14 protein-coding genes are annotated in these 25878 nt (G+C 35.1%); 3 read left to right on the top strand and 11 right to left on the bottom strand.

Translation table 11 applies throughout. The annotated features are described in order from the left end of the window. Positions 1–9: 9 nt before the first annotated feature. From tamL to AC1RNE_RS15755, 4 genes are all read right to left on the bottom strand, one after another. Complete coding sequence (tamL, locus tag AC1RNE_RS15770) at positions 10–2385, bottom strand: translocation and assembly module lipoprotein TamL (RefSeq protein WP_492802099.1); 2376 nt, start codon at positions 2383–2385, stop codon at positions 10–12. A gap of 27 nt (positions 2386–2412) precedes the next feature. Next, positions 2413–7368 carry a translocation/assembly module TamB domain-containing protein gene (locus AC1RNE_RS15765; RefSeq protein WP_492802097.1) on the bottom strand — a complete coding sequence of 1652 codons (4956 nt, stop codon included), beginning with the start codon at positions 7366–7368 and terminating at the stop codon, positions 2413–2415. A gap of 122 nt (positions 7369–7490) precedes the next feature. Next, positions 7491–8216 carry a hypothetical protein gene (locus AC1RNE_RS15760; RefSeq protein WP_492802095.1) on the bottom strand — a complete coding sequence of 242 codons (726 nt, stop codon included), beginning with the start codon at positions 8214–8216 and terminating at the stop codon, positions 7491–7493. Positions 8217–8435: 219 nt separating this feature from the next. Next, the gene (locus AC1RNE_RS15755) at positions 8436–10271 is read right to left on the bottom strand and encodes an alpha-amylase family glycosyl hydrolase (RefSeq protein ID WP_492802094.1); all 1836 of its coding nucleotides are present in this window, start codon (positions 10269–10271) and stop codon (positions 8436–8438) included. Positions 10272–10542: 271 nt separating this feature from the next. Between AC1RNE_RS15755 and AC1RNE_RS15750 the strand changes: the two genes are divergently transcribed. Further along, positions 10543–11355, top strand: a complete 813-nt coding sequence (locus tag AC1RNE_RS15750) for a tRNA threonylcarbamoyladenosine dehydratase (protein WP_492802092.1) — start codon at positions 10543–10545, stop codon at positions 11353–11355. A gap of 38 nt (positions 11356–11393) precedes the next feature. Here the strand turns inward: AC1RNE_RS15750 and AC1RNE_RS15745 are convergent, their stop codons facing one another. The 3 genes from AC1RNE_RS15745 to AC1RNE_RS15735 form a co-directional block, all read right to left on the bottom strand. Next, complete coding sequence (locus AC1RNE_RS15745) at positions 11394–12215, bottom strand: aminotransferase class IV (protein WP_492802090.1); 822 nt, start codon at positions 12213–12215, stop codon at positions 11394–11396. 244 nt (positions 12216–12459) lie between these two features. Continuing rightward, positions 12460–13191 (bottom strand): proteasome-type protease, encoded by a 732-nt coding sequence (locus tag AC1RNE_RS15740; protein ID WP_492802088.1) that lies wholly within the window; start codon positions 13189–13191, stop codon positions 12460–12462. A 192-nt stretch (positions 13192–13383) separates the two neighbouring features. Next, a complete protein-coding gene (locus AC1RNE_RS15735) occupies positions 13384–14379 on the bottom strand; it encodes an alpha-E domain-containing protein (RefSeq protein ID WP_492802086.1) in 996 nt (331 codons plus the stop codon). Between the two features lie 362 nt (positions 14380–14741). Here AC1RNE_RS15735 and AC1RNE_RS15730 point away from each other — a divergent pair, with 362 nt between their 5' ends. After that, on the top strand, positions 14742–17447 hold the full coding sequence (locus AC1RNE_RS15730) for a TonB-dependent receptor (protein ID WP_492802084.1): 2706 nt from the start codon (positions 14742–14744) through the stop codon (positions 17445–17447). 91 nt (positions 17448–17538) lie between these two features. On the opposite strand, the gene AC1RNE_RS15725 is transcribed toward AC1RNE_RS15730, so the two are convergent. Both AC1RNE_RS15725 and AC1RNE_RS15720 read right to left on the bottom strand, forming a co-directional pair. Further along, complete coding sequence (locus AC1RNE_RS15725) at positions 17539–19206, bottom strand: hypothetical protein (RefSeq protein ID WP_492802082.1); 1668 nt, start codon at positions 19204–19206, stop codon at positions 17539–17541. Positions 19207–19416: 210 nt separating this feature from the next. Next, positions 19417–20496, bottom strand: a complete 1080-nt coding sequence (locus AC1RNE_RS15720; RefSeq protein WP_492802080.1) for a hypothetical protein — start codon at positions 20494–20496, stop codon at positions 19417–19419. Between the two features lie 331 nt (positions 20497–20827). Here AC1RNE_RS15720 and proS point away from each other — a divergent pair, with 331 nt between their 5' ends. Then, positions 20828–22306: a proline--tRNA ligase gene (gene proS / locus AC1RNE_RS15715; RefSeq protein ID WP_492802079.1), complete on the top strand. Its 1479-nt coding sequence runs from the start codon at positions 20828–20830 to the stop codon at positions 22304–22306. A gap of 758 nt (positions 22307–23064) precedes the next feature. Here the strand turns inward: proS and AC1RNE_RS15710 are convergent. Both AC1RNE_RS15710 and AC1RNE_RS15705 read right to left on the bottom strand, forming a co-directional pair. Beyond that, complete coding sequence (locus tag AC1RNE_RS15710) at positions 23065–24138, bottom strand: helix-turn-helix domain-containing protein (RefSeq protein ID WP_492802077.1); 1074 nt, start codon at positions 24136–24138, stop codon at positions 23065–23067. Positions 24139–24470: 332 nt separating this feature from the next. Continuing rightward, complete coding sequence (locus AC1RNE_RS15705; RefSeq protein WP_492802075.1) at positions 24471–25694, bottom strand: helix-turn-helix domain-containing protein; 1224 nt, start codon at positions 25692–25694, stop codon at positions 24471–24473. Positions 25695–25878 lie beyond the last annotated feature (184 nt).

Below are 25878 nucleotides of genomic sequence, written 5' to 3'. Positions count from 1 at the left end.
TGCCATTGGTTAGAATGGATAACCAATGGCAATGTTTAATACTAAATTCTCTTTTCTCCAGTCAGGGCTTCCTAAATTAAAATCTTTCAAGACCCAACGCTCGTTCTCTGGCAAATATGGTTTGCGTACTGGTGTTGCTAAATCGAAACGAAGTACTAAATAGTTAAAGTCTAATCTTAATCCTATCCCCGTACCTATCGCTACTTGTTTATAAAAGTCTTTGCCAAATACAGCATCAGGACCATAAATATCTGCATCATTTTGCATCCAAACATTTCCTGCATCAATAAAGATGGCTCCGTGGATGTATTGGTTAAATTTGGCTCTAAGCTCAGTGTTAAATTCTAATTTAATATCACCCGACTGCCCACCGATGGTTTGTTCTAGTAGCGACCCTGTTCTTAAATAACTTCCTGGCCCAATAGTTCTTGCAGGGAAAGCACGAATACTGTTATTTCCACCTGCTACATATTGTTTTACGGTTGGCAAAAAGTACGAATTGCCATAAGGTAAACCATAGCCTACTAAGAAACGATTGGCTACACGAAGTGATTGGTTGATACGATAACTATATCTAAAGTCAGCATCAAATTTTGCATATTGTGGATAGGTTACTCCAAACAGTGTTGTTGATGACCCATCACTTGATGTTAGTTTAGATAATAAACTTGCCAAATTACCTGCTACTTCTACGCCACCTGTAAATGAAAAGTTGTGCGTAGCATTAGCTTTATTTTGAGGCATATACGAAAACGTATAAGCCGTACTAATGATGATTTTATTATCTAAAATCTCTTCGTATAAAATTGGATTTCTAAAATACTCCAAAGCAAAGTCTTCACTGAAATTAGAAGCCTTTACTAAGTTAACTAAAATAGGCGTAACAGAATGTTCTATCGCAGTACTTTGTTTCCATGCATAAGTAAGCGATGTCCTGAGTGATGTAAGGTCATACAGTCCTCCTCTTTTTAGTTGCTCATAACCAACATTGATACTTGTTTTAGGTAAAGACTGATTTTTAGTTGGGTTAATAGTAACGAAAGGAATCGTAAACCTTGGTAAGGTCAAATTACTTTCTATCGAAAATCTGGTCGTATTCAATGCTCCGAGTGTACTGCTTGCTCCTCCCACTTGAAATTCAATACCAGCATTGGCAGTAACTTTCAATAATTCGGCCCCTTTAAAAGCATTTTTATTCACCCACGAGATACTTATATTAGAACCAGTATAGTTGTTGGATTTAGTCGTTCCATTCAAATCAACTACCACTGATTTTGCTTTTAGCGGTGTTAAGTAATAAAATACGTCTAAAAGTGCTGAGTCTGACCGAGGGACTAATTCAAATGTGTTTTTTACAAATTTAAAGTTTCCATTCAAGTTGATTAATCTCGACAAGGACACATCTTGAACATTACTACTGTATTTTACTCCACGGCGAAACCCAATCGCATCAGCAAAGATTTTTGGTTTGAATGACTCTGTTCTATCAAATACTTTTATACCATCAAAGTTGATTTCTTGGTTTTTTAGGGTATCTGTTGCTGTAGATTCACCATAATCTGATAATACGTGTACTTCTCTAATCGAATAAAGCTTTCTGGCTACTTGTGATGTAGAAGGCTTTATCTCAAAAGTTAAATTTACCTTATGAGTAGCAAACGAAGAATCGGCTTTGATAATAATAAAGTCTGGTCTGAAATAATAAAAACCTCGTCTTTTCAATACTCTATCAATGCGTTCGCGTTCAGCCGTTATCACATCAAACTGATAAGGCATTCCTTTTTTAACTAGTGACCTTGGCTGAGAAGCCACAAAGGCTTTACTGAAAGCACTGGTATCTTTTACTGAAAATACAACAGTATCAACGATGTATCTTTCGTGTAAACTAACAGTATATTCGGCAGTAGCTTTTCTGTCTTTTTCAGTTAATACCCCAAATGCAGACGACCTAAAGTACCCTTGGTTATTTAATAATAGTCCTATTTGTTTAGAATTAGCCCCTACTACACTTTTGCTTGCCAACACTGGAGGTTCGCCAAATTTTTTCCTAAAGAAACTCTTAAATCCTTTTTCGCTTTTGGGTTCACCAAATAAATAGTAAAGCCAAACCTTGTATGGAAAACCAAAAATTGTGGCATTTGGCTTAGGCTTAACAAACGCTTCAAGCTGTGTTTGAACCGTCTTAGCTTCTTTCTTATTAATAACAGAATCTTTTTGAATCTTAATTTTTGCTCCCACATACAGGCTTTCGCCAGCTGGCAATTTTTTAGTAACCGAACAGCTTGTAATGAATAATATTAAGCATGCAAATGTGACAAATAACATCCCTTTAGAGGAGGATATTTTCCGAGGTTTTGAGGAATATATAAATGTGTTATCGTTCATGTTGATTTCCTTATAGAGATAAGCTATTTACTTTTTGGACTTATTAAAAATTTCTTTAAAAGTGCCATATTCTATCGTTAATGTAAAACCAATACCTGTTTCAACTACAAAGCCATCTAAAACAGACTGAAATTGGTTTTTACGAAAAGCCTTAAAGAGATAACGTCCATCATTTGTCAATTTATAGTTGACTAGAAGGTTATCAAATACTTCTGAAGAGCCCCTACTGATATTCGTTTGATTTTCTAATTCAAAATTTCGCCCAACTTTAATCTGAATCTTATCATTGAAAAATGCTTTAGAAAGTCCAAGACTTAAATCTGTTCTAGCACTTGATTTTCCACCATAAAAATCTTGGGTTGACGATAAATTTACGTCTAAATCAACACCTTTAATTAGGTCAGAAGCGAGTTGATCAAGTTGGTCTGACAGTAACTTACTTACACTTTGACGTGCTAAAGCTTCTGTACCACTACCACCACCACTACTTGAGAAAAAGTCGGATGATTTTTCAGAGAAAAATCTATTCAGAATCAATAAAGCAAATACTTGCTTGTTTACTTCATTGGCATCTAATTTATTCAAACGAGCTTGAATATCGCTGATAACTGTAGTGCTCACTAATTTCTGTGTTTCAGAAGGACGAATCTTGAAAGTAATATCAGGCTTGGTCAAACGTCCAGCCATCGTTAATAATACATCAAACTGAACTTTTTGCCTGAAACGGGCAACATCTTCCGTTTCATTCGACATCAAGTCTAACGGTGCTGTTTCTGTAGTATATATCGCAGTAATATTTACATCGGCATTCATAGGGTCGCCAGACCAAATAATGCTACTACCTTTTTGGATTGTAAACTGACGTTTAAGTACCTCAAACGTTAAGCCATAACTTCCTTCTGTAAGGTCATAAGAACCTAAAATAAATGGTTGTCCGTCTGGGCCTATACCCACATTCAATCGTGCATTTCCTTTTACTTTTAAATTATCTCCATTCAGTTCATCTACTACAATCGTGAATTCTGATTTATCATCTGCTTCTATATTGAGTGACATCTCTGAGAAAAAATCATTTACCGCTGATAACTGGGCAGTATCTTCTTTAGCCAGTGCTTCGTTGTTATGGTCTACAAAAATAACCACCCCTTCGCTTTCACTCTGTTCATCTAAACTGGTTGGTACAATCACAGAAATATTACTGTTTTCCCTAACCTTAATATCTCCTTCAATTTTAGCAGCTGACGAAATACCTTGGATTGCTAAACGAGCATCTATAAAGCCTGTTCCGTAAAAGAAGTCATTATCTTTTCTATTAGAGTTCAATACCATAAAGTTTTTGGTATCAATCGTCAAATCATATTTTACGTTAGGAATATCTGCTAACGAGACCGTACCATCAATCTTCAAAGGTTGATTCAAGGTATCGCTCATTGTAAACTGCTTGAGGCGGATAGTAGTCCCTTCAAAAAACAATTGCTGTTTATCTACCAAAAATCTACTACCTAGTTGCGAAACATTGAAACCAACATTGTTAAAGCCTAAGTCGCCTACAATCTGTGGATTTGTTGTTGAACCTTTTATCGTAGCTTGCCCTTGCAACCATCCCTTAGCCTGTTTTAACTGTCCAAAACTAAAGGCTTGTACTGTTTCTGCCCCTAGCTTTCTGATTTCTAACCTCAAATCAAAAGGGTTTTCATTGTTGAGGTAGTAATTCCCTGTTATTTGTAAGTCATTATTGGCATTAATTAAGGTAGCTTTGGCAGTTATCTTGTCAGCTGTTTCGTTGAAGACATTGATGTCTAAATTACCAATAGAAGTCTTTTGGAAAAAGAAATCAGTTATTTTTACATCTCCCGTAAATGATGGCGAAACCATATAATTACTTAACAGGACTTTTCCATCAATTTTCCCACTTGCCATTGTAGAATCGGGCACAAAAAGCGTGACAAAATTCTCAATCCTAAAGTTTTCAGCCGTCACATTGATTGGACCGTTCGGCTCGCTAGTTGTACTATTGACTAATAAGCGTTGTTTTTCTTGTTCTATCTGAAAATTATTAATCAACAAGCCCGCTTTGCCATATTGTATAAAACCTGTAGAGTCAACTGACCAATCTTTATAATTTAATTTTAGTCCACCTTTCACTAAGCGAATTTTGTATTGATTATCAGCATTCTGAACCAATCCAGCCACTTCGTTTCTATTCTGGTCGATAGAATCTTTGAAAATAGCTTTAAACGTGGCTGTATTGTTAGCAACAGTTCCATTCAAAAAAGTTTTTCTGAGCCTGAAAGCACTCATTTCTACCCCTGAAAGACCAGCTTGATAGGTCAACGTTTGAACGTTGGCATATACGTTAGCCCTAAAATTTAACACTTTAATGGTGTCATATTCCAGATTAGGTGAAACTAAACTTATCTTCATTACCGTATCAGCCTTGTTATTAAGCATTGCCGATAGACGAACAGTATCTAGTCTAGTTAAGCCTGGCACAAAAGCCTTGAAAAGAGGGTGTTTTACCACTTTTGCCTCAATTGATACATTATAAGGCTCAGTAATGGGCTTATAAGCAATATCAGGAATCGTGAAATAACGATTGATATTCGTAAGCAAAATATCAGACAACTGTAAATAATTGAAGTTCCCTTTTACGGTAGCCTTTAAAAAAGGTGCTTGAATATCAAAACTTTTTCCTGCTGCGGTATTCTGTGCCGTTACGATGGTATTTTCAATCTTGATTGGCTTTCCATCTTGGAAAAGTGTCGCTTCGTGAATCGTGATTTTTCCATTAGGATTATTCGGGTCGGTAGATGGCATATCAACATCTATGTTCCCATGAATACCAATGTTATCAGCATAAAAACCCAATGGTTTTAAATTCAATTCTGCAATTACTATGTTTCCTTGTATGCCCGGAAATTCTTTCGATAAATCAACCTTTGAATCTATTCTTAGCGTAATATTTGGATCAGTTATATGAGCTTTTAACTGAGCAATTTGCTGTGCGATGGTACTTTCAAAAACTAAATTTTTATAATTATACCCTTTTATTTGAGCCTCCTGAATAGTCCCTTGAATAGCAGTATTCATTGTTTTTAAGTCTAATCCTCGGCCTTTTACTTTCGCATTCAGTGTTAGTTTCCCTACGTTTTCTGTTTGTTTGATAAACTTGCCTACATCAAAAGCAGTCAAGCTCATCGTACCTTCGTATTGCTGATTTTTATCGGCTGTAATGTTAACCAATCTACCATTAAAGGCGGCGGCTCCCATATCGGTTTTTACTTTGGCATTAATTGCCAAATTCTGGATTTTGCCATTAATAGTCCCTACTAAATTTACCTTGTTAGGCAGTTCAATACTGTTGGGAATAGTATTAGCAGGCGCTAATTTTAGTATATCGCTCTTAGTAAGCGAAACCTCTTTAATATTTAATTTTAAAGCAACTTTGTTTACATCTGGTAACCCCGTAATAGTTCCCTGTAAGTTGGCTCTGGCCTGACCAAACCCTGTCAATGAAAACTTACTAATGTTTAAATTATTGACATATCCTGTAGCTAGTCCATCCACTTTCACTAAAGCTTTTTCATTGCCTTTAAAAGGAGGCATTTTGGCAAATTCAGGCATCAATAATAGAATATCCTGAAAAGCAACTTGGCTATTTTTAAGGCTCAATTTAATTTTTGAAGCCCCTATATTTTTACTTAGCTGGTCAAAAGAAGCATAACTCAACGACACTTCGTCTCTGATAAGCGTATTAGGCGTTTTGATATAGAGTTTTTTCAAAAATGCCTGACGATTGGTATAGGCAAAATCTGTCTGGAATCGTTGGAGTTCAAAACCAGATTTTTCTTTAAATGAACTTGAGTATAACCACCCTGAAATATTATCAGGAGAGAAATAGAAACGCTCTGCGTTCATTTTCAAGTTATTGATTTTTAAATTATTGGGGTCAAGTCCTTTCTTTAAAGCAACTTGATTTTGGTCTTGATATTCAATATTATTCTTATCGAAGATAATTTTATCTACCAATACTTTCCAGTTACTAGGTGCTGTAGTGTCAGCCTTTACAGGGACTTTGGCTTTGTCCTTCTTAGCTTTTTTCAGGAAACTAACTTTAGCGTCTGTATTATATAAATTGACAGATTTTAAATGAACTTGCTCGCCTGCTAAATATACTTTATCTCCCTTCACATTCAAGGCACCTAATTTTACCGTATTGACTAAGCCTGCACTTTCTTCAACGATTTTCCATTGAAAGTTTTTGGCATCAAATTCTCCAAAAGCTAAATCTAGCGTATCAGATGGTGAAGTTGGTTCTGGAATTGTTTTTTTAGGTAAAGCTTGATATAATCGTAGCGATAAGTTTCCACCATTTAAAGCTAATTTATCTAAATGATATTGAGAAGTAGTAGGATTTATGTCTTTGAAGGATGTCTCAACATTGTCTAATCTAACCTTAGCATCTACCCCTGTAACATCATCCAGATAGGTTATTCTTACTTTATTAAGTAAAATATTGGTTAAATAATAATCTAAAGGAGTGCTTTTCTTAGCTGTAGTATCTACAGTAATACTGTTGTCAGTGCTTGCAAATGCTTTTAGAACATAGTTGAAATTAAAGGCTGTGTCAGGTAGGGTACGCTTTATGTTGATGTTGATGTTTTCTAATTCAAGTTTATTAATGCTTACTTTATTGCGTAATAAGGCAAGCATATCAATATCTATATGAATTTTGTTGCCATAAATTAAGGTATCGTTCTTATCATCAGGCAGGTAGACTCCCTCAAGGGCAATCCAATCTGGAAGACTGTAGCTAATTCTTTTAATAGTAAATGGCTTCTTGAGTTTTTTCTGTAGGTAATAAACTACTTTTTCAGTTAAAAATAGTTCACCGGCGGGTGTTCTGAAATACAAGAATAGACTTATAATAACAAGTACTAAGCTTAGTAAAATAATGCCCGCTATTTTTAAAAATTGTTTCATTATTATTATTTCATATGGTTTAAAGCTAATGCAAATAGGTAATTATTTATCCATGGTATGTGTGTTACAAAAAAATATCAATCCAATCTGTTCAATTGGATTGATATTTACTGTTTAATTGTTTAGCGTTTAAAAGTATTGGCTTCAAAAACTGGGTTAAAAATGAAGACATTCGTCAACTTAACCACTTTTTTATCAATACTACTGTAATAAGTACCTGCTGATGGATATTTTAATCCAAAATCAGATGTTGTATAAACGTTATAATCTTGTGTAATTTCTTCACCAGTAGGCAATTTATATTTAGCCTTAGTAAGAAAATTTGTGATATTATCAAAATACAAATCGTGCTTGATTTCTTTGCCCTTCAACTCAATATGGTGTAATCTTTGGGCTCCGATTACTTCTAAACCTACATACGTAGCGATATATCCTTTTTCTTCATAATTCAAGAATGGTAATAAGAAATCGCCTACTTCTCTCTTCATATTAGACTGTTCTTTTGCACTCAAGTCTTTTACATCATAAATAATGGCCTTATCACGACTTCCTGTCGGGATTTTCAAAAAAGCATCTGATGTACCTGTACCATAAATAAAACTACGTTTCATAATAGTTTTTGTTTTTAGCATAGAATTATCTGGTAATGATGCCTTCACTTCCATGTCATAATCAGTTGCTGCATTGGCAACAAACGATTGTTTTAATGTATAAGTCTTTACTTTCTTCCAAAGTGGCAAACCACCGGTACTTTCATAAAATTTATTGAAGATAGAATCGGGTGATTGTGCAAAAGAATTGATAACAAGAAAACTCATTATCAATGTAATAATGCTTATTTTTTTCATGAGATACATTTGAAATTAATGTTTTTAACTACTTTTTGTCTATGGAACTCTAAAATACTCAGGTATATTGTTTATATAAACAGTGTTGTCAATTATAAATGATTTTTTTTTCGAGATAAGTAAAATATTAATGTTTTTTTACGGAAAAATATCATTCTTTTTAAAACAACACAAGGAATGCCGTGACATTCCTTGTGAATATATACCCTCTGCCCACCGCTAGTAATTCATCTTATCCTGAGAAAAAATCAATGCTGTGTATGGTGCAATAGAAATAGATGCATGATGTTGCATTCCGTCATATTCACCTTGCTCTGTACTAATACTGCTAGAATCAAAGTTATCAAAACCTTTATCATAGCCCTCCCAATCGCTGTTAAACCTCAATTTCCATATTCCTTGCTGTGGAAAGCCTATTGAAAAATCTTCATAAGACTTATTAGAAAAATTAAGCACAACAACGGTATTATCACCAGGTCCACCCTTGCTCCAACGCTGAAATACAATAATTTTATGGGTTTCATCAGTTTTAATAATCTGAGTATTCTGCCCTGTTAAGCCTTCTGTATTATCGTCATAATTAAGGCGTAGTTTAATTAAATCACGGTGTAAACTGGTGTAAGTTTTAAACTTCTCGGCTCTGCTCCAATCAATAGGGTCAGTGTCCGAAAACCACTTATCTTCTAATAGTTCTTGTCCTTGAAATACCATTGGGATTCCTCCTGCTGTCATTACCAACGCAATGCCTAATGAGGCTCTTTTCTTTGAATACCAATTATTAACATTATCAAAGGCTATTTCTTCCGCCACTCTTGCCTGACCATTAGCTACCTCGTCATGTGACTCTGTATAGACTACTCTTTTAAAAGTATCTCCTGAATATTTATTTAACAGCGCGATACAGACACTTTCTATACTACGGTGTTCGTCTTCTTGCGTAATTAAAATTTTCCTGATTGGATGTACAAAATTGGCATCCCATTGACTTCCAAAGCCTAAACCACATTCGTTGCCTAAATGGTCGGTGATGGAATCTAATCCGTGTAAATCTTCTGCAATGACAATTTTCCAAGGGAATTTTTCTGCAACTTCTGCATTAATTCTCCTGATTAAACTTAAGCCTTCTTGAATAGTAGTACCTAAATCTTCATTAGCTTTTACACTTCTGATATAAGGCGTCATATCCATTCTGAGTCCATCTACCCTGAATTCCTCAAGCCACATAATTGCATTGTCACGAATATATTGGCGTACTTCTGGTCTGCCATAATCTGGACGAGTATCTCCCCAAGGAGTAGCCGAACGCCAGTCGTTGTAGAAATAAATGCCACCTAGTCCATTTTCTTGCCAGCCATCAAACTGCCACATATCCATATCTGTTGGTCCGAAATGATTATAGACTACATCTAAAATCACGGCTATACCACGTTCGTGAGCAGCTTTAACAAATGCCTTGAAGGCATCTGGCCCACCATAGCTTGATTCGATAGCAAATGGATAAGAAGGGTTATAACCCCATGAAAAATCTCCAGGAAACTCAAAAGGAGGCATTACTTCTATCGCATTGATTCCTAGCTGTTGTAGGTAATCAAGTTTTTCAATTAAGCTATAGAAATCACCAACTTTACCTTTGGCTTTTACATGGTAAGTACCCACATGCAGTTCATAGATAACCAGCTTATTCCAAGTTGGCATTTGAAAATCATCTTCTTCCCAGTCAAAATTATTTTGGTCATATATTATTGAATTCCCTATGGAATTAGTTAGTTTACGAGCATAAGGGTCGTTTCTTTGTAAATCTCCAGAAGGAGTTTTCAAAAAGAATTTATATTCATCTCCGGCTTTTGCACCAAAGACATTACCGCCCCAATAGCCATTTCCTTCATGTTCAAGTGGGAATTCCGATGAATCCCAGTCATTAAATGAGCCAAAAACACTTACTTCTTGAGCATTCGGTGCCCATACTCTAAAAAACACTCCATTTTCGTGAATGATTGCGCCCATTCCGTCAACAAGAATTTTTTCATTCTCTACAATATTATTCTGGCTTCCCATGTTGGTTAATAGTTGAACAAGTTTTGGAAATTATTAGTGATATAGTCTTCATATATAAATTTATATGCCAGTTAAATATTTATAAAGTGCGTGAATTTCTTATACAAATTCTACACATATCCTTAGAACTGTGAATTTTTTTCTACAATTCTATCAAGGATTTCTTTACTTATCTGAAAAATTAATGATAGTTCTGTAATTTTGTCAACTTGGGGAAAATACCCTTTTACAGACTCATAACAACGTAGTTTATGAGCATAATTCTTGAACAATGAGTGATTTAGCTTGGCTTGGCAGAACCAAATTATTAATAGGCGACGAAGGTATTCAGAAGCTACAGAATGCCCATGTATTAGTTGTTGGACTTGGTGGCGTTGGTTCTTTTGCCGCGGAATTTATAGCCCGTTCGGGCGTAGGAACGATGACAATCGTAGATGGTGATGTGGTAGACCCGTCTAATAGAAACAGGCAATTGCCTGCTCTTTCAACAACGCATGGACAGCCCAAAGCTGACTTAATGGAAGAACGCTTATTGGCAATTAACCCCGAATTGAAGTTGACAAGTATCCGTGAGTTTCTTTCACCAGAAGCTGTAGAAGAAATACTAACCAATAATCACTTTGATTACGTGATGGACTGTATCGATTCTATCACTCCGAAATTAACTTTATTAACAACGGCTCATCACAAAAATTTACGCATCGTAAGTTCTATGGGAGCTGGCGGTAAAGTTGACCCTACAAAAATTCGGACAGCCGATTTATTTGATACCCGTGAATGTTATCTGGCTTCCCTTATCCGTAAGCGTTTGCGTAAACTTGGCATTCGGTCGGGAATAAAGGCAGTTTATTCTACAGAAAAAATGATGGAAGAATCATTGATGTTGACTGATGGCTCAAACTTTAAAAAATCTGCCTATGGTACTATTTCTTATATGCCAGCTGCCTTCGGAGGGGTGTGTGCTTCTGTTGTTTTAAGGGACTTACTAGGATTTCCTATCGAGATGGAAAAGAAGTTAAAAGCTTTGGCTAGCAGAGAAAAGAAACAACAAGAATTAGAAAAAAAGAGGAATACGAATAAATAACAAAAAGGCCATTGTCACGATGACAATGGCCTTTTTCTTTATCCAAAATTCTTTTCATGTTCTAAAAACAAATCTTGAAGTTTCTTCGTGATTTTCCCCACTTTGCCTTCACTAAATACTTTGTTATCGGTTTGGGTAATGGCTACAATTCTTTTTGTGCTTCCAGTCGTAAAAACTTCGTCCGCATCCCAATATTCTTGGGTAGTGAGGTCTCTTTCCTCCACAACAAAATATCTTTTAGCAAAATTAAGAATATGCTTTCTGGTCACACCAAACAATGCTCCGTCTACGGGAGTAATGATTTTTTCGTTTTTAATGATAAAAATATTACTTCTGGACGACTCTGAAATCAACCCGTTTTGATGATACAACACATCGTCGGCACCGTTCTCTTTCATTTTGGATAATGCCCTAATCGGTACAATATAATTCAGCGTTTTTATTTCAGGAATTTCTCTTCTGTATTCAACACTCATCAGTTTCATCCCCACATCAGCGGGCTTAAACTCGAAGGGTTTGCCCATTACGATTAAGTTTGATTGCTCAGCAGGCGTATATCCATCAAGAGAATAACCGCCAGTCATCACCATCTTTACACCTAACAATGCTCGCGGATGTAGATTAATAATCTCTAAAATGATTTTTTTGAGTTCTTCACGAGAAGCTGGGATAGTTAACCCCATCATTCTTGCAGAGTTTTCGAACCTATCCAGATGGTCTTCAATAAAAATAGGTTTTCCATCAATTGACCGAAAAAAATCAAAAATACCATACCCTCTTAGCAATCCAAGATCAGTTACATGAATATTTGCCTTTTCTGCGGGAACAATCTGTCCGTTTAAATAAATATACTCTTGCATTTTGTTGTTAATGAAAAGAATTGAAATTTATAACTCATCATCCTTACAGTATGTCGAGTTTTAGTAATATTTAGTTAAAAATATACTCATATTCGAAAATTAATGAAAGATGGATTTAGAAAAACCTATGGATTAGGAGTAACCCAAGGTTATAAGGGAAGGAGAATACATGAAGATTAGCTTGGAAATTGGATAAATTACAAGGCTTGATATTGCTGAATAATACCAAGCCTCGAATTATCTATTAAACTTCACAGCTTTTTTCTAAAATATTTTGTAGCCATTCATTAGGCAAATTATCAACAGATTCTTTCAACAATGCATTCCATTTTTTGGTCACATCGCTCATATCATCTTTCGTTAGTCTATGTTCAATTACATTGAAACTATCTTTTTGATAAACGATTACATCAATTGGGTAATCAACATCACTGGCACTTACTTGGGTAGCATCAAATGACAGAAAACCTAGTTTAAGGGCATCTTCCAAGGATGTTTCATAAGATAAAGTACGGTTTAACAATGGTTTTCCGTAATTTGAATTACCAATGATTTGGTATTTCAACCCTTCGTTAATTTCTATCCAATTGCCTTCTGGAAAAATCAAAAACAATTTATGTTCGTCATCATGAGGCATTTGTCCCCCCACGATTGAATGTAAATTGAAATTATACCCTTCTGATTTCAACATTGCTTTATCTTCTTCAGCAACTTTCCTAATCATATCTCCAAAAGCATTTACAGCTTCAAACATATAATCAAACTTACAGCCTTTTTCTTCGGTGAGTCTATTAAAATAAATCACAGATTTATCACGGATTGATCTTAATCCAGCTGTCATTATAAAAAGAGAATGGTTACCTACTTCGTGGATAGATACCTTTTTGTTGGAGTAAACCTCCGTTCCAGCAGTAATTCTAGTATCTGCAATAGCTACTAAACCGCCACGCACTTTAATCCCTAAACAATATGTCATTTGCACAGTCGATAATTTATTCGAATCACTGGCTCAATCAAGTGTTTTTATACTAAAACAGGCAATTGTTAAATTGCGGGTTTAATCGTACAAAATCAGTTATATATGAAACCAATGATTCCAGCCTTTTTGTAAAAAGTGGTTATATAGTTATAAGTAAAAATAACTAACATACAAAAGTAAAAAAACTACTTATTGTTGTACCATATTTAGGGTAATTTCTTCGTTGATTACTGGTTTTAAATCAAAATAGGTTTGAAAGATTGCTTTACCTACTGCATTATTTTTTTGTTGAAATTCATCAAGATACTGATGTAAACCTGTGTCAAATATATCTTTGATTTCGGTGAACTCTACTTCCGAACGTAACTTACTCAGGGCTTTCTCGGCTTGGTTTGAATAAGACGCCGTAATGGCTGTTCCAGATATTTCATATAATGATAATTCAGCCTGACGAATACAGTGCATTACTGAACGTGGGAATTTTTTATCAAGCAATAAGAAATCAACAATAGCCGAGGGGTTCATTACCTGATATTGCTGACGAAACATATTGTAGGCACTTACAGATTTTAATACAGACGACCAAAGCATTAAATCGAGCGGAGAACCTACGGCTCCAATTTCTGGTAAAAGCGTAAAATATTTTACATCCAAAAATCTTGTTGTTTTATCAGCACGCTCAATCAGTCTGCCTAAACGCCCAAAATGCCAAGCCTCGCCTCTGGTAATAGTAGAATCGACAATTCCATAAAACAACTGGCTACCAGTTTTGATATTTTCCAAGAATCCTTGATACCTTGCTAACTCCCACGACTTACTTTCGGCAGCGGCATCTTTTACCGTCCAATAAATTTGATTGACATACTCCCACATTTCACGAGAAATACTCTCGCGAATAGTTCTTGCGTTCTCACGGGCTTCAAGCAAACAAGACAAAATCGAGTTTGGATTTTTTACATCAAAAGCCATGAAATACAAAACATTTTCACGAGTTGGGGCATCATAGTGTTTCTGGAAGATAAAATTATCTGCCGTAGCAACAATCAGCGGCTCCCACTGTTCAGGTACGTCAGGAGGTAAGTCAAGTGCTAAATTGAAGTTTACCGAAATAAAACGGGCATAATTATCGGCACGTTCGATGTACCGATTCATCCAATAGATAGAATTTGCTACTCTGCTAAGCATACATTTGGGTTTAATACGTTAATGGGAAATTCTAAAAACAATTTCGCTTCTCAACAAATGAATATGTGATAATTTAGAAAGAAAAATTAACGTTTTCTTGACGTTTACCTATTCATAAAATTAGAATAAAAATCTATTTAATCAACACCTTATCGGTGATTTTAGCAAGTTAAAATTGATTAAAATCATTCACTCTTTTTTTAGTCATATTTTTCCTTGAAAAATAATTATTCTGCATTTTAGACGTAAATAAATTAAAAATAAGTGATACACAATAATATTTTTTTTATGCTATATTGCAAATAGTTATTTAACTTTTTGTTAAAATAACCAAATTAATATTAATCTTTTCTAAAAAACACATGAAAAAAATTTTTCTGCTTGTAATCCTTGCGGTGCTTGGATTTAAGGGGCAAATCTATGCCCAAGACAAAACGATTACTGGTAAAGTAACAGATGCTAAAGATGGTATAGCCCTAGCTGGAGCTTCTATCGTAGTAAAGGGTACTAAACTTGGAACGGTTGCAACTAGTACAGGAGAATTTACATTAAAAGTACCTACTTCTGTAACTACGCTAACGGTTTCATTTATTGGTTACATAACTCAGGAAGTACCCGTGGGTACAGGTGTTTTAAAGGTGGCTCTTGTCGCTTCTACTAATCAGTTAGATGAAATTGTCATCTCTACTGGTAGTAGAAACTCTAAAAGAACGATGACTGATACGCCCCTACCCCTTGATATCCTCTCTGCTGCTGATTTGAAGTCTACGGGCCAAACATCATTCGACAAAGCCCTTCAGTATCGTGTGCCATCTTTCAACACAGTGAACACTCCTGTAAACGATGCTACGTCATTGCTTGACCCTTACGAAATCCGTAACATGGGTCCTAGCCGTACCTTAATCTTGATTAATGGTAAACGTAAAAACACAAGTGCTTTGATGTACATTCAGACTTCGCCTGGTCGTGGTGAATCTGGTGCCGACATCTCTGCCATTCCTCAACAGGCGATTAAACGTGTGGAGATTTTACGTGATGGAGCTTCTGCACAATATGGTTCAGATGCCATTGCGGGTGTAATGAACATTATCTTAAAAGATAAATTTGATTACGGCTCGGCTACGTTAACGATGGGAGTTACTGGTAAAGGAGATGGAAAACACATTGGCTTTGCGGTAAACAATGGTTCTAATTTTGAAAAAGGATATATCAATTATACCATTGATTTTAGCCGTACTACTTTGGCTAATCGTCCGGGTGTAGTGAGTGCTGATGCTGAAGCTGATGCAAGTCTTGGTTTTGATGCCCCTTTGGCACAAGTTAAGAGCTTCTTAGCCATTAAACCAGATGCAGGTAACATCAACGGTCAGCCAGAAAATACTGCAGCTAAATTCTTGGTAAATGGTGGATATTCAGTAGGTGAAAAAGCTGAGTTTTATTATACCGCTGCGTATGTTTATAAAAGAGTAAACAGCTTTGCCAACTATCGTACGCCTTATTGGAGACCTACTGATAACGGACTATTAACACCTGCTGGTCAAGCATATCTTGGTTATGTACCTACTTTCCAAGGAGATTTGAATGACTATACTGCTACGATAGGGGTTAAAAGTGAAACTAATGGCTGGAAAACAGATTTAAGCTTTACAACGGGTGGTAACAAACAATTGTACACTGTTTCGAATACAGTAAACCGTAGTTTAGGCAAGAACTCTCCAACTTATTTCAAACCGGGTGGATATGAGTTTAGCCATAACGTTGGAAACATTGATATTTCAAAACAAGTAAGTGATAAACTAAGCCTTTCTTTTGGTTCAGAATTCCGTGCTGAAACATTCACTGTTTTTGTAGGTGATACTTCTTCTTATGTAGGTACGGGTGCTGATTCATTCCCTGGAACAACGCCTAACAATGCTGGTTCAAACAGCCGTTTTAACTTTGGTGGATATATTGACGTAGCTTATGATTTCACTGATAAATTCTTGGTAAACGGAACGTTACGTTCTGAACACTATAGCGATTTTGGTGATGCTACTGTTTACAAAATCAGTTCACGTTATAAAATAAGCGATCAAATTACATTGCGTGGTTCGTATTCTACGGGCTTCCGTGCACCATTATTGCACCAAATCTATCAACAACAAGCTCAGGCTAGTTTTGTACCAGGACAAGGTATTCAAACAAAGGGTGTTGTTAATAACGTAAGTCCACAAGCTTTTGCGTTGGGAGTACCAAAATTAACACCTGAAAAATCGACTAACTTTACGCTTGGTTTAGGCTTAAATCCTACAAAGAACCTAAGTGTTACTTTTGACTATTACAACATTAAAGTTAAAGACCGTATCGTATTAGGTTCTGAAATTTCAGGTACTCCAGCTGGGAATACGGCTTTAGATAATATCTTGACATCTAATGGTATCGTTGCGGTAAGTTTCTTTGCTAACGCATTGAATACTACTACTTCTGGTCTTGATTTCGTGGTTTCTCAGAAAAACCTTGAATTAGGAATGGGTAAATTAGGTATCAATTTAGCAGGTAACTATACATTCGTAAATGAATACACTTCTATCAATAACCCTAAGGTAATTGCTGATGCAGGTAAATCTATTTTTGATAGAACGCAAGACGCTTTATTATTCTCATCTCGTCCAAAATATAAAGTGATTCTTGGCTTCGATTATTTAATCAAAGGAATAAGCTTCAACTTAAACAATACGTTGTTCGGAAAAACACATTTCCACCAAAATGGGTTAGATGCTGATACAGATACTGAATTTACGCCAGCAGTAGTGTCAGATTTATCAGTTAGTGTTCCTTTCTCTTCAAAAGTTACTTTTACATTTAATGTAAACAACATTTTGAACATAATGCCTAAATGGGATTTTGTAGATGTTAAAACAGGTGCTAAAACACGTTATGATGTAAATAACAATGTACCATCTGCTAAATATTATGAACAATATAATTTGATTACTTTCAACGGTCGTTATTCAAATGTTACTTATGATGGCTCTCAATTCAGTCAATTAGGTACCATTTTCAATGCAAGTTTGAATGTTAAATTTTAAGAATGCTTAGTTACACAAAAAGCCAGTTGCTCATTGAGCGACTGGCTTTTTTTATGACAAACCTCAAAAGTATGCTTGTAACGTGGATAGCCTAGAAGAAAATACCAAAGCTAACTACGCCCTTCACATAACTATTACTAATAATGGCAGAGCTATAATCTGCTGTATTATTTAATACGTATGGACTATAAGCTTGTTGCGTTTTTGCATAAAGTCCTGTCAAATCGACATAAAAATCACCTGTTCTAATGCCAATACCTGATGAGTAAATTAGCGTAGAACGATTGACTGCATTAGAGCCTTGGTCATAATTAAATGAATATGGGTTAGGTTGGTAATTTACCCCTGCTCTCAAACTTAACAACCCTACTCTGTATTCTCCACCTACTTTTACATTAAACACATTCTTTAAATCACCTTGTACCTTTTGGGTATAGTAATTCAAATCATCAGCAAGGTACTGGTCATTGGCAGTAGTACTCATTTTTGTACCGCCATAAGCTAGGTATTCTACATCAGCAGAAATGAAACCTTTTTTAGCAAAGAAAATCGCCGCTCCTATATTTAATTTTAGGGGAGTTCTGAGTTGGTAATTATCACTAAACGGAGTAGTATTCAACGTAGGCACTCCTGTTAAATACCGAGAACCATTTTTTTCAAGAATTCCATATCCTAATTGTTTCAAACGATTAACAGTACTCACCGTAGCATTATCAGTTCCGTTGGGCAATTCGATACCAACATTAGGTTGACCTGCATTCGCACTGTTTACATTTGCTTGTAAGCTAGAGCTCAATGTCTCATCGATGTCATACCATGTAGGCGTTGTAATTGATGCTCCAAAACGAATCATTTCGTTCGGCTTTACGATTGCCCCAAATGTCAAATTAATCCCGCTTCCGCTTGTTGAATAAAATTTAGATTGAGTCATTCCATTAAAAGCAGTATTATCAATATACTGTTCGTTGTATTGCGAGCGTGTTTCGTATCTAAAGCTTGGAATGCCTAAAGAAAATCCAATATAGGTTTTTTCATTAGGAGTACCTCCATAAGCAATTGTCCATTGGCTTGAACGCCCTGTCGATTCAAAAGAATATTTTTGGTTCGATTGTAGAGAACGTTCTGTAACCTGATAGCTTGTATTACCCTGAGCATCTGTCACTGGGCCAATTAAGAACGACCAGTTATAAAGGTGTCTGGTTAAATCAAAATTAGGAGCTTGAGACAAAGCATTCACAAAGTCGCTCGAGCCTAAATTATAATCACTCACTTCTCTGTTTACCTGATTAGCAAAAGCATCTGCAATAGAGCTTACATTGTTTCTTCCAGCAAACTGAATATTATTATAAAAAGTATTTTGTCGAGAGTAATTAATTGACCACGACCCTCGCCATCCCTCTTTATACTGAGGCTGACTACCCCCAAATACTACACCGATATTGGCAATATTGAAATTGGTTTCGTTCGCTTTAGTATTTACATTAATGTAATTTGAAGTGTTTGAAGTGCTTTGGTAAGCTGGCGTAAAATTGAACTCTGAACGCGTATAAAAGCCTAAGCCCGCTGGATTACCTATGGCCGAACTAATGTCTGCTCCTAGGGCTGCATGAGTGCCTCCTAAGGCCTGAAAACGTGCTGATCCTGTGGGAGCTGTTTGGCTAAATAATTTTGCTAAAGCGTCGAAGTTATTGTCTTGGGCATTTGCAGATACAATTGATAATATCGAAAATGCAGAAATTAGACGAATAGGAATTTTCATATCTAATAAATTTTAAATAATGTTATGGGTTTATTGAATAAACACAACATTGTTAGCCTGTGAGCAAAGCAATTTGTAATTTAGACTAAGACATTCAAAACACCAAATGCCCTCATTTGTTTTTAAAGAATCTTTACAAGAAAACGTTAAAAAGCCTCACAAAGTACTTCTCTGTGAGGCTTATTGTTTATATTAAAATTTTGAATATTTTTAACGTGGACCACGTGAGCCGCTTGAGCTAGATCCTCCGCCACCACCGCCACTGCTTGAGCCACCGCTAGATGAACCACCCCACGATGAACTTGTAGTTGTTCTGCTGCTATTGTTGGTCGACGAATTGTTGTTAGACCAATTCCAAGCGTTATTATTAGTAGTGCTGCTACGATTAGTAGTAGTATTAGTGCCATTAGTACTATAAGCAGAAGTTGCTCTTTGTGGGCGAGAATAATATCCATCGCTACCATTCGAGTAGCTAGAATTTGTTCTTGCACCTCTTTGGCTACCAGTAGCTGTACTTCCGTTATTGAAGTTACCGTTATAAGCCGACTGTGAATAATTATCACGAGTACGTTTTACAGGAGCTGTATATCCGCCATTTGAGTAACCACCATTCGCACCAGTAACCACCGAACCATAGCCATAATTATTATACACATAAGTATTGCCATAGTAGCCTCTACCACCGTAATAATTGTATCCCCAAGGGTCGTAATAGCTGCTGTAACCAAATGGACTGTAGGCGTATGAATTGTAACCCCAAGGACTGTAACCAAAAGGACTATAGCCAAAAGCAAAGCTAGAATAAGAACCATATCCCCAACGGCTACTACCCCACGAATCGTAGGCATAAGGAGAATAATATGGACTATAACCGTATGGGCTCCAAGTATTATATCCATAACCAAGACCAAACGAAATACCTGGGTTTGTATACCAGTTATTTACACCATAACTGTTGTAGTTATTGTAATTGCTATATGGTGTTTGGTTTTGATAATAGCTACGAGAATTCATCCAGTTCTGTGAATAGTATTCATCAGTACTTTGCGAAGTATTATCGTTTCCTCTATATTCTGGGTTACGTGTAGCATATTCTTCTTCATTTTGAGAAGCATAGAGACTTTCTCGGCTAAGTAATGAAGCAGGACGAGCGTCACTAGCAGAAGCGTAGAGATCATCATAGACCCCAGAAGAAGACGATTTGGCGACTTGCTTTGGAGAGCTACATCCCCAAACGGCACTTACCAGCACTATGGCTGAGAAGAGTTTGATGGATTTTAGAGTGTTCATGTTCTTGTATCGTTTAAGATTCTTGTTAATGATTTGGTAGATGATTTAATTGCTAAATACTGGAAAACCAGACCAGAAATTAAAATCAAGAAACAATCGGCTTAATTTTTGTGTCAAACTTACAACAAAAACTTATCTTTGCAACAAGTTATTCACGTCATTAACAAAATTATTTCTTGGAAAGTTGCAATATAAAATATTGATACTGAGATTATAATTTATAAAGTCTGCCATTTATAGGTAAGACAATTTATAAAACCATTACCCCTATCTAAAGAACGTAAATAATGATTATTAATTATTTTATTTTTTAATTACCAATTTATACGAAATGAGCAAAAGCCTACCAAAACGTAGCGAAAATTATTCTGAGTGGTATAACGAACTCGTGAAAAGGGCTGATTTAGCCGAAAACTCTGCCGTCCGTGGTTGCATGGTAATAAAACCTTATGGCTATTCTATCTGGGAAAAAATGCAACGTGCTTTAGACGATATGTTTAAAGAGACTGGTCATACCAATGCTTATTTCCCCTTGTTTGTTCCAAAAAGTTTGTTTGAGGCCGAAGAGAAAAATGCAGAAGGATTTGCCAAAGAATGTGCCGTTGTAACGCATTATCGTTTAAAAAATAATCCTGATAAGCCAGGAAAATTAATGGTTGACCCTGAAGCTAAACTTGAGGAAGAACTCATCGTTCGTCCTACTAGTGAGGCGATTATCTGGAGTACTTATAAAAACTGGATTCAGTCATATCGCGATTTACCTTTACTAATTAACCAATGGGCAAACGTAGTTCGTTGGGAAATGCGTACACGCTTGTTTCTACGTACGGCTGAGTTCCTATGGCAAGAAGGGCATACTGCTCATGCTACGAAGGAAGAAGCAATAGCCGAAACAGAGCAAATGCTACACGTTTATGCCACTTTTGCCGAAGAATTTATGGCTGTGCCAGTAATTCGTGGTAAAAAGTCTGCTAACGAGCGTTTTGCAGGGGCAGAAGACACGTATTGCATAGAAGCCATGATGCAAGACGGCAAGGCTTTACAGGCAGGTACATCACACTTTTTAGGACAAAACTTTGCCAAAGCTTTTGATGTAAAGTTTGTGTCTAAAGAAAACAAACAAGATTATGTTTGGGGTACCTCTTGGGGCGTTTCAACTCGTTTGATGGGTGCTTTGATTATGGCTCATTCAGATGACGAAGGGTTGATACTTCCTCCAAAATTAGCGCCTATTCAAGTAGTGATTGTGCCTATTTTTAAAGGCGAAGAACAATTGAATTTAATTTCTGAAACGATTTTGCCAATTGTAGCTGAATTGAAGAAAAAAGGCATTTCTGTTAAGTTTGACCATTCTGATAAACAGTCGCCTGGCTTTAAATTTGCAGAATATGAACTAAAAGGAGTTCCTGTAAGGCTAGCGATTGGTGCAAGAGATTTAGCGAACGGAACAGTAGAAGTAGCTCGTAGAGATACTAAAGAGAAAAAGACCTACGCTATTGCTGACATTGTAGAAACGGTAAGTAATTTGCTAGAAGATATTCAAGTAAACATTTATCAAAGAGCATTAACTTTCAGGGCTGAAAATACCCATAAGGTTGATACGTGGGATGAATTCACTAAAATTTTAGAAGAAAACCCTGGGTTTATTGCAGCACACTGGGATGGTACTTCTGAGACAGAGGAGAAAATTAAAGAACTAACCAAAGCCACTATTCGCTGTATTCCTTTGGATGCCGTGGAAGAGGAAGGTAAATGTATTCTGACGGGTAATCCTTCTACTAAAAGAGTGATTTTTGCTAAATCGTACTAGAATCATTTAGTCTTAAAATAACAAGCCCTCTGTTTTAAAAAACGGAGGGCTTTTTTTCTTAGACGGACTGTTTTTGTTTCGTATAGTAGTTGTATGAACAAATGTTTAATGTGGCGTAAAACTAGGTGTTCTTAGGTGTTTTTTAAGCTTTTGCTGATTCATTGTAAGCCTTTGATGTGAAATTGTTCTCAACATTCTTACCTTAATTCTTACTTTTAAAGCCATAGTTTCAGACTTGAGAGTATTTCTTCCTCTCAAAAGTTCCTCAGTAATATTAACCGCAAGGATTTCAACTGCTTCGATATCTAAAGTGGTTATAGTGCTTAACATAGACAGTAAATCATTATTAAGGAAAGATGTATCTGTTCAAAATATTAATCAAAAGGCATCGAAAAAAATTATGGGTTGGGTATGTTAGTAATATGTTAGGTCAATTTTATTAATGGTTAGCTAAATTCTCTTTAAGTTCGGGTAAAGCAAGGAAGCAAAGGAAGTAGTAGTTAACATTGGGTAAATATACCGTTACAAATATTGAGAGAACTAGCGTCAATATGTTAACGTTTGGGTTCTATTTTAGTAGTATTTTAGAAAAAAGAACCAATTTTTGGCTTTTTGGAGAAGATTTGAGGTTTTTTAAGCACTTTTTAATGCTTTTTTGAGCTAATAAAGACAAATAATACTACTACCGAAAAAATATATTTTATCTTCCGAGGGTAGTATAATTATTATCTTTCTCATAAAATGCTCGAGATTGAAGATTAGTTTTTAATTTCTTCCATATATTCAATAGGCGTTTTTCCTGTGTGTAACCTGAACACTCTATAAAAATTACTCTTCGTAGAAAAGCCCGCTTCGTGGTATAATTGATCAATTGTATACTTTTTAAGAATACCATTTTTTAATAATTGGATGGCATAGTTTACCCTCCACTCATTTTTATAATCTGAGAATTTTTTTAAAAGATGATAATTAAAGTAATAACTAAGATGGTGTATGGGAATGTTTAAAGTTTCTGATAATTCGATGATAGTAAAGTTATCGTTTAGGTAAGGTTTATCTTGTAAAAAGTAGGTTTCAATAATCATATTAATTTCAGCTAAACGTGCGTCCTCTAATTTAAAGTTAGGTTTGTTAGGTTTCTCTATTTTAACCTCCGCCAATTTGTCTTCAATAAAAAACTCTTCGCCCTCATCTGAAATTCCGTACAAAATTTTGGGGAAAAAGAATATTGACACATTTAATAAAAAATAGATGAAAATTGCGTAGTCCATTAAGTCATTCATGAACAACCCAGCGTTTAATGAAATGTCAAAATTATGGGTAACTAAAAGTGATAATGTTACTAATGTAATTGTTAAAACAATGCTGAGTATTGAAAACACCCATAGCCACTGAAGAGTGGTAGGGAAAATAGTTTTTTGACGCGAATGCCCTTTAAAATACTTATAGAGCAGATGTATTTGTGCAAGGCATATCGTAAAATTAAAAATGGGCCTTAAAACAAAATAAAATTGGAAGTTAAAGAAGTAAGTTGGTGCGTATACGAATATATTATTGATATCTTGGGTAATAAGCTTTGCTATTTTAAGCTTTTCATCCATAGGAGCAATAATGGATGGGAAAGTATCTATTAAACTTACAAGTGCAGGTAAGATTATCAGAAAATCCCATTTAGTAAAACTTATTTTTTTTAAAAGCATAAATTTTACATACCAGTAAGCAAACGGACGAACAAGCAATGATAATGGAATAATAATGCCATATAACAAAGCAACAAAAAATTCATTCTTATTCTTTAAAGTACTTAAATAATACAAAGCAAAAATACCCATTGAAAGGAAATGAAGGGATAAAAAGATATTTGCTTTGTTTTTATTTTTTAAATAGGGAAAGCTGAATACTCCCACAATTATGCCGATAACGTACACAATTCTGATAATTTCAGATTTAAAATATTCTAGCATAACACATTTGTTAACTTAATATCGAATATATCTCTTAATCAAGAAAGAAGAAATAGGTCTTAAGTATATTAAAATATTGCAATTTAACACAATTTAATTTCAATAAATAACTTGTCTTGAAGGGTACGTCAGCAGTTGGGACTGTAAAATAAATACTTTTGGATGAATATTTATAATTACTTTGTAGGAATGAAGGAAATTCAGGCATTAATTTCTTCCAGAAATTCAATAGGAGTTTTACCAGTATGTAACCGAAATACACGATAGAAGTTGCTTTTTGTAGAAAAGCCTGCTTCATGGTATAGTTGCTCGATAGTATACTTTTTCAAAATACCCTCTTTCAATAACTGAATGGCATAATTTATTCTACATTCGTTCTTGAAGTCTGAGAATTTTTTTAACAGATGATAATTAAAGTAATAGCTAAGGTGGTGTATCGGAATATCTAAAGATTCCGAAAGCTTGTTAATCGTAAAGCTATCATCCAGATAAGGTTTTTCTTGAATAAAATACTCTTGAATCATTATCTCTATTTCTGATACCCTAGCTTCTTCTAATTTAAATGATGGTTTTATTTGCTCTTCTACTTTGTTATTTACAATGATTTCTGGTCTAAATGTAAAAGAAGTATTGGTTTCTGGTTCTGCAGATAAGCCATATAGCATTCTTGGGAATAAGAATACTGAAATATTTAAACACAAGAAAAGGGAATTAGAAATATTCATAAATACAAGCGTTCCATCATAAGTTAGCTTACTGTGATGGTCAAGGGTATTGATAGATAGAGAAACTACAGATAATGCTAGCGTTAAGGTAGCACCAATTAACGAAAAAGTCCAAAGCCAATTATAGGTGGTAGGATAATCGATTTTTTGCTGTGGGTTATTTTTAAAATATTTATAAAGCATCGCTAATTCTGCAAAAGAAACAGCCAAGCTAAACAAAGGTCTAAAATTAAAATGAAATTTAGGCGTGCTAAAATACGTGACGGGGTATCTAAATATATTATTTTGATCCTCCATAAGCAGATAAGCTAATCTGATTTTATTATCGAAGGATGTCAATAAATAAGGCATTACATCAAACACATAGAGTACTGCGGGTAGTATTAAAAGATAATCCCATTTCTTAAATTCGATTTTCTTAGTAAGCATAGATCTGACATATATATAAGAAACAGGTCTGAACAAATATACTAACGGAGCTGTAGTGGCATATAATAATGCAACAATTTTAGGATTTCCATTATTCAAAAGATTATAATGCAATAGCGCATAAATACCTGAAATAAGGAAATATAACGACAAGAAAATATTAGATTTATTTTTACTTTTTAGATAAGGAAAGGTTATTAATGCAATGATAATACCAATCGCAGACAGGTTTTTGCATATTTCATTTATTAAGTAATCGAGATTATGCATGTTAAATTATCAGAAATCCTGTCAGATTAAAAAGAATTCTTGTGCTGAAAACTAAAAATAACAGAAATAAATTATCGCTTTTCTTAAGTAATATGCTAAATTATTGTAATTGGTACTATATTACAACAAAATTTGTATTATTTCAACTTAAATACAAATACTTGAGTAAAAAGCACTAGTATAG

It is taken from the genome of Arcicella sp. GW822-FHT02H01 (assembly GCF_058802005.1).
This window is presented reverse-complemented; position numbering and strand designations above follow the sequence as displayed.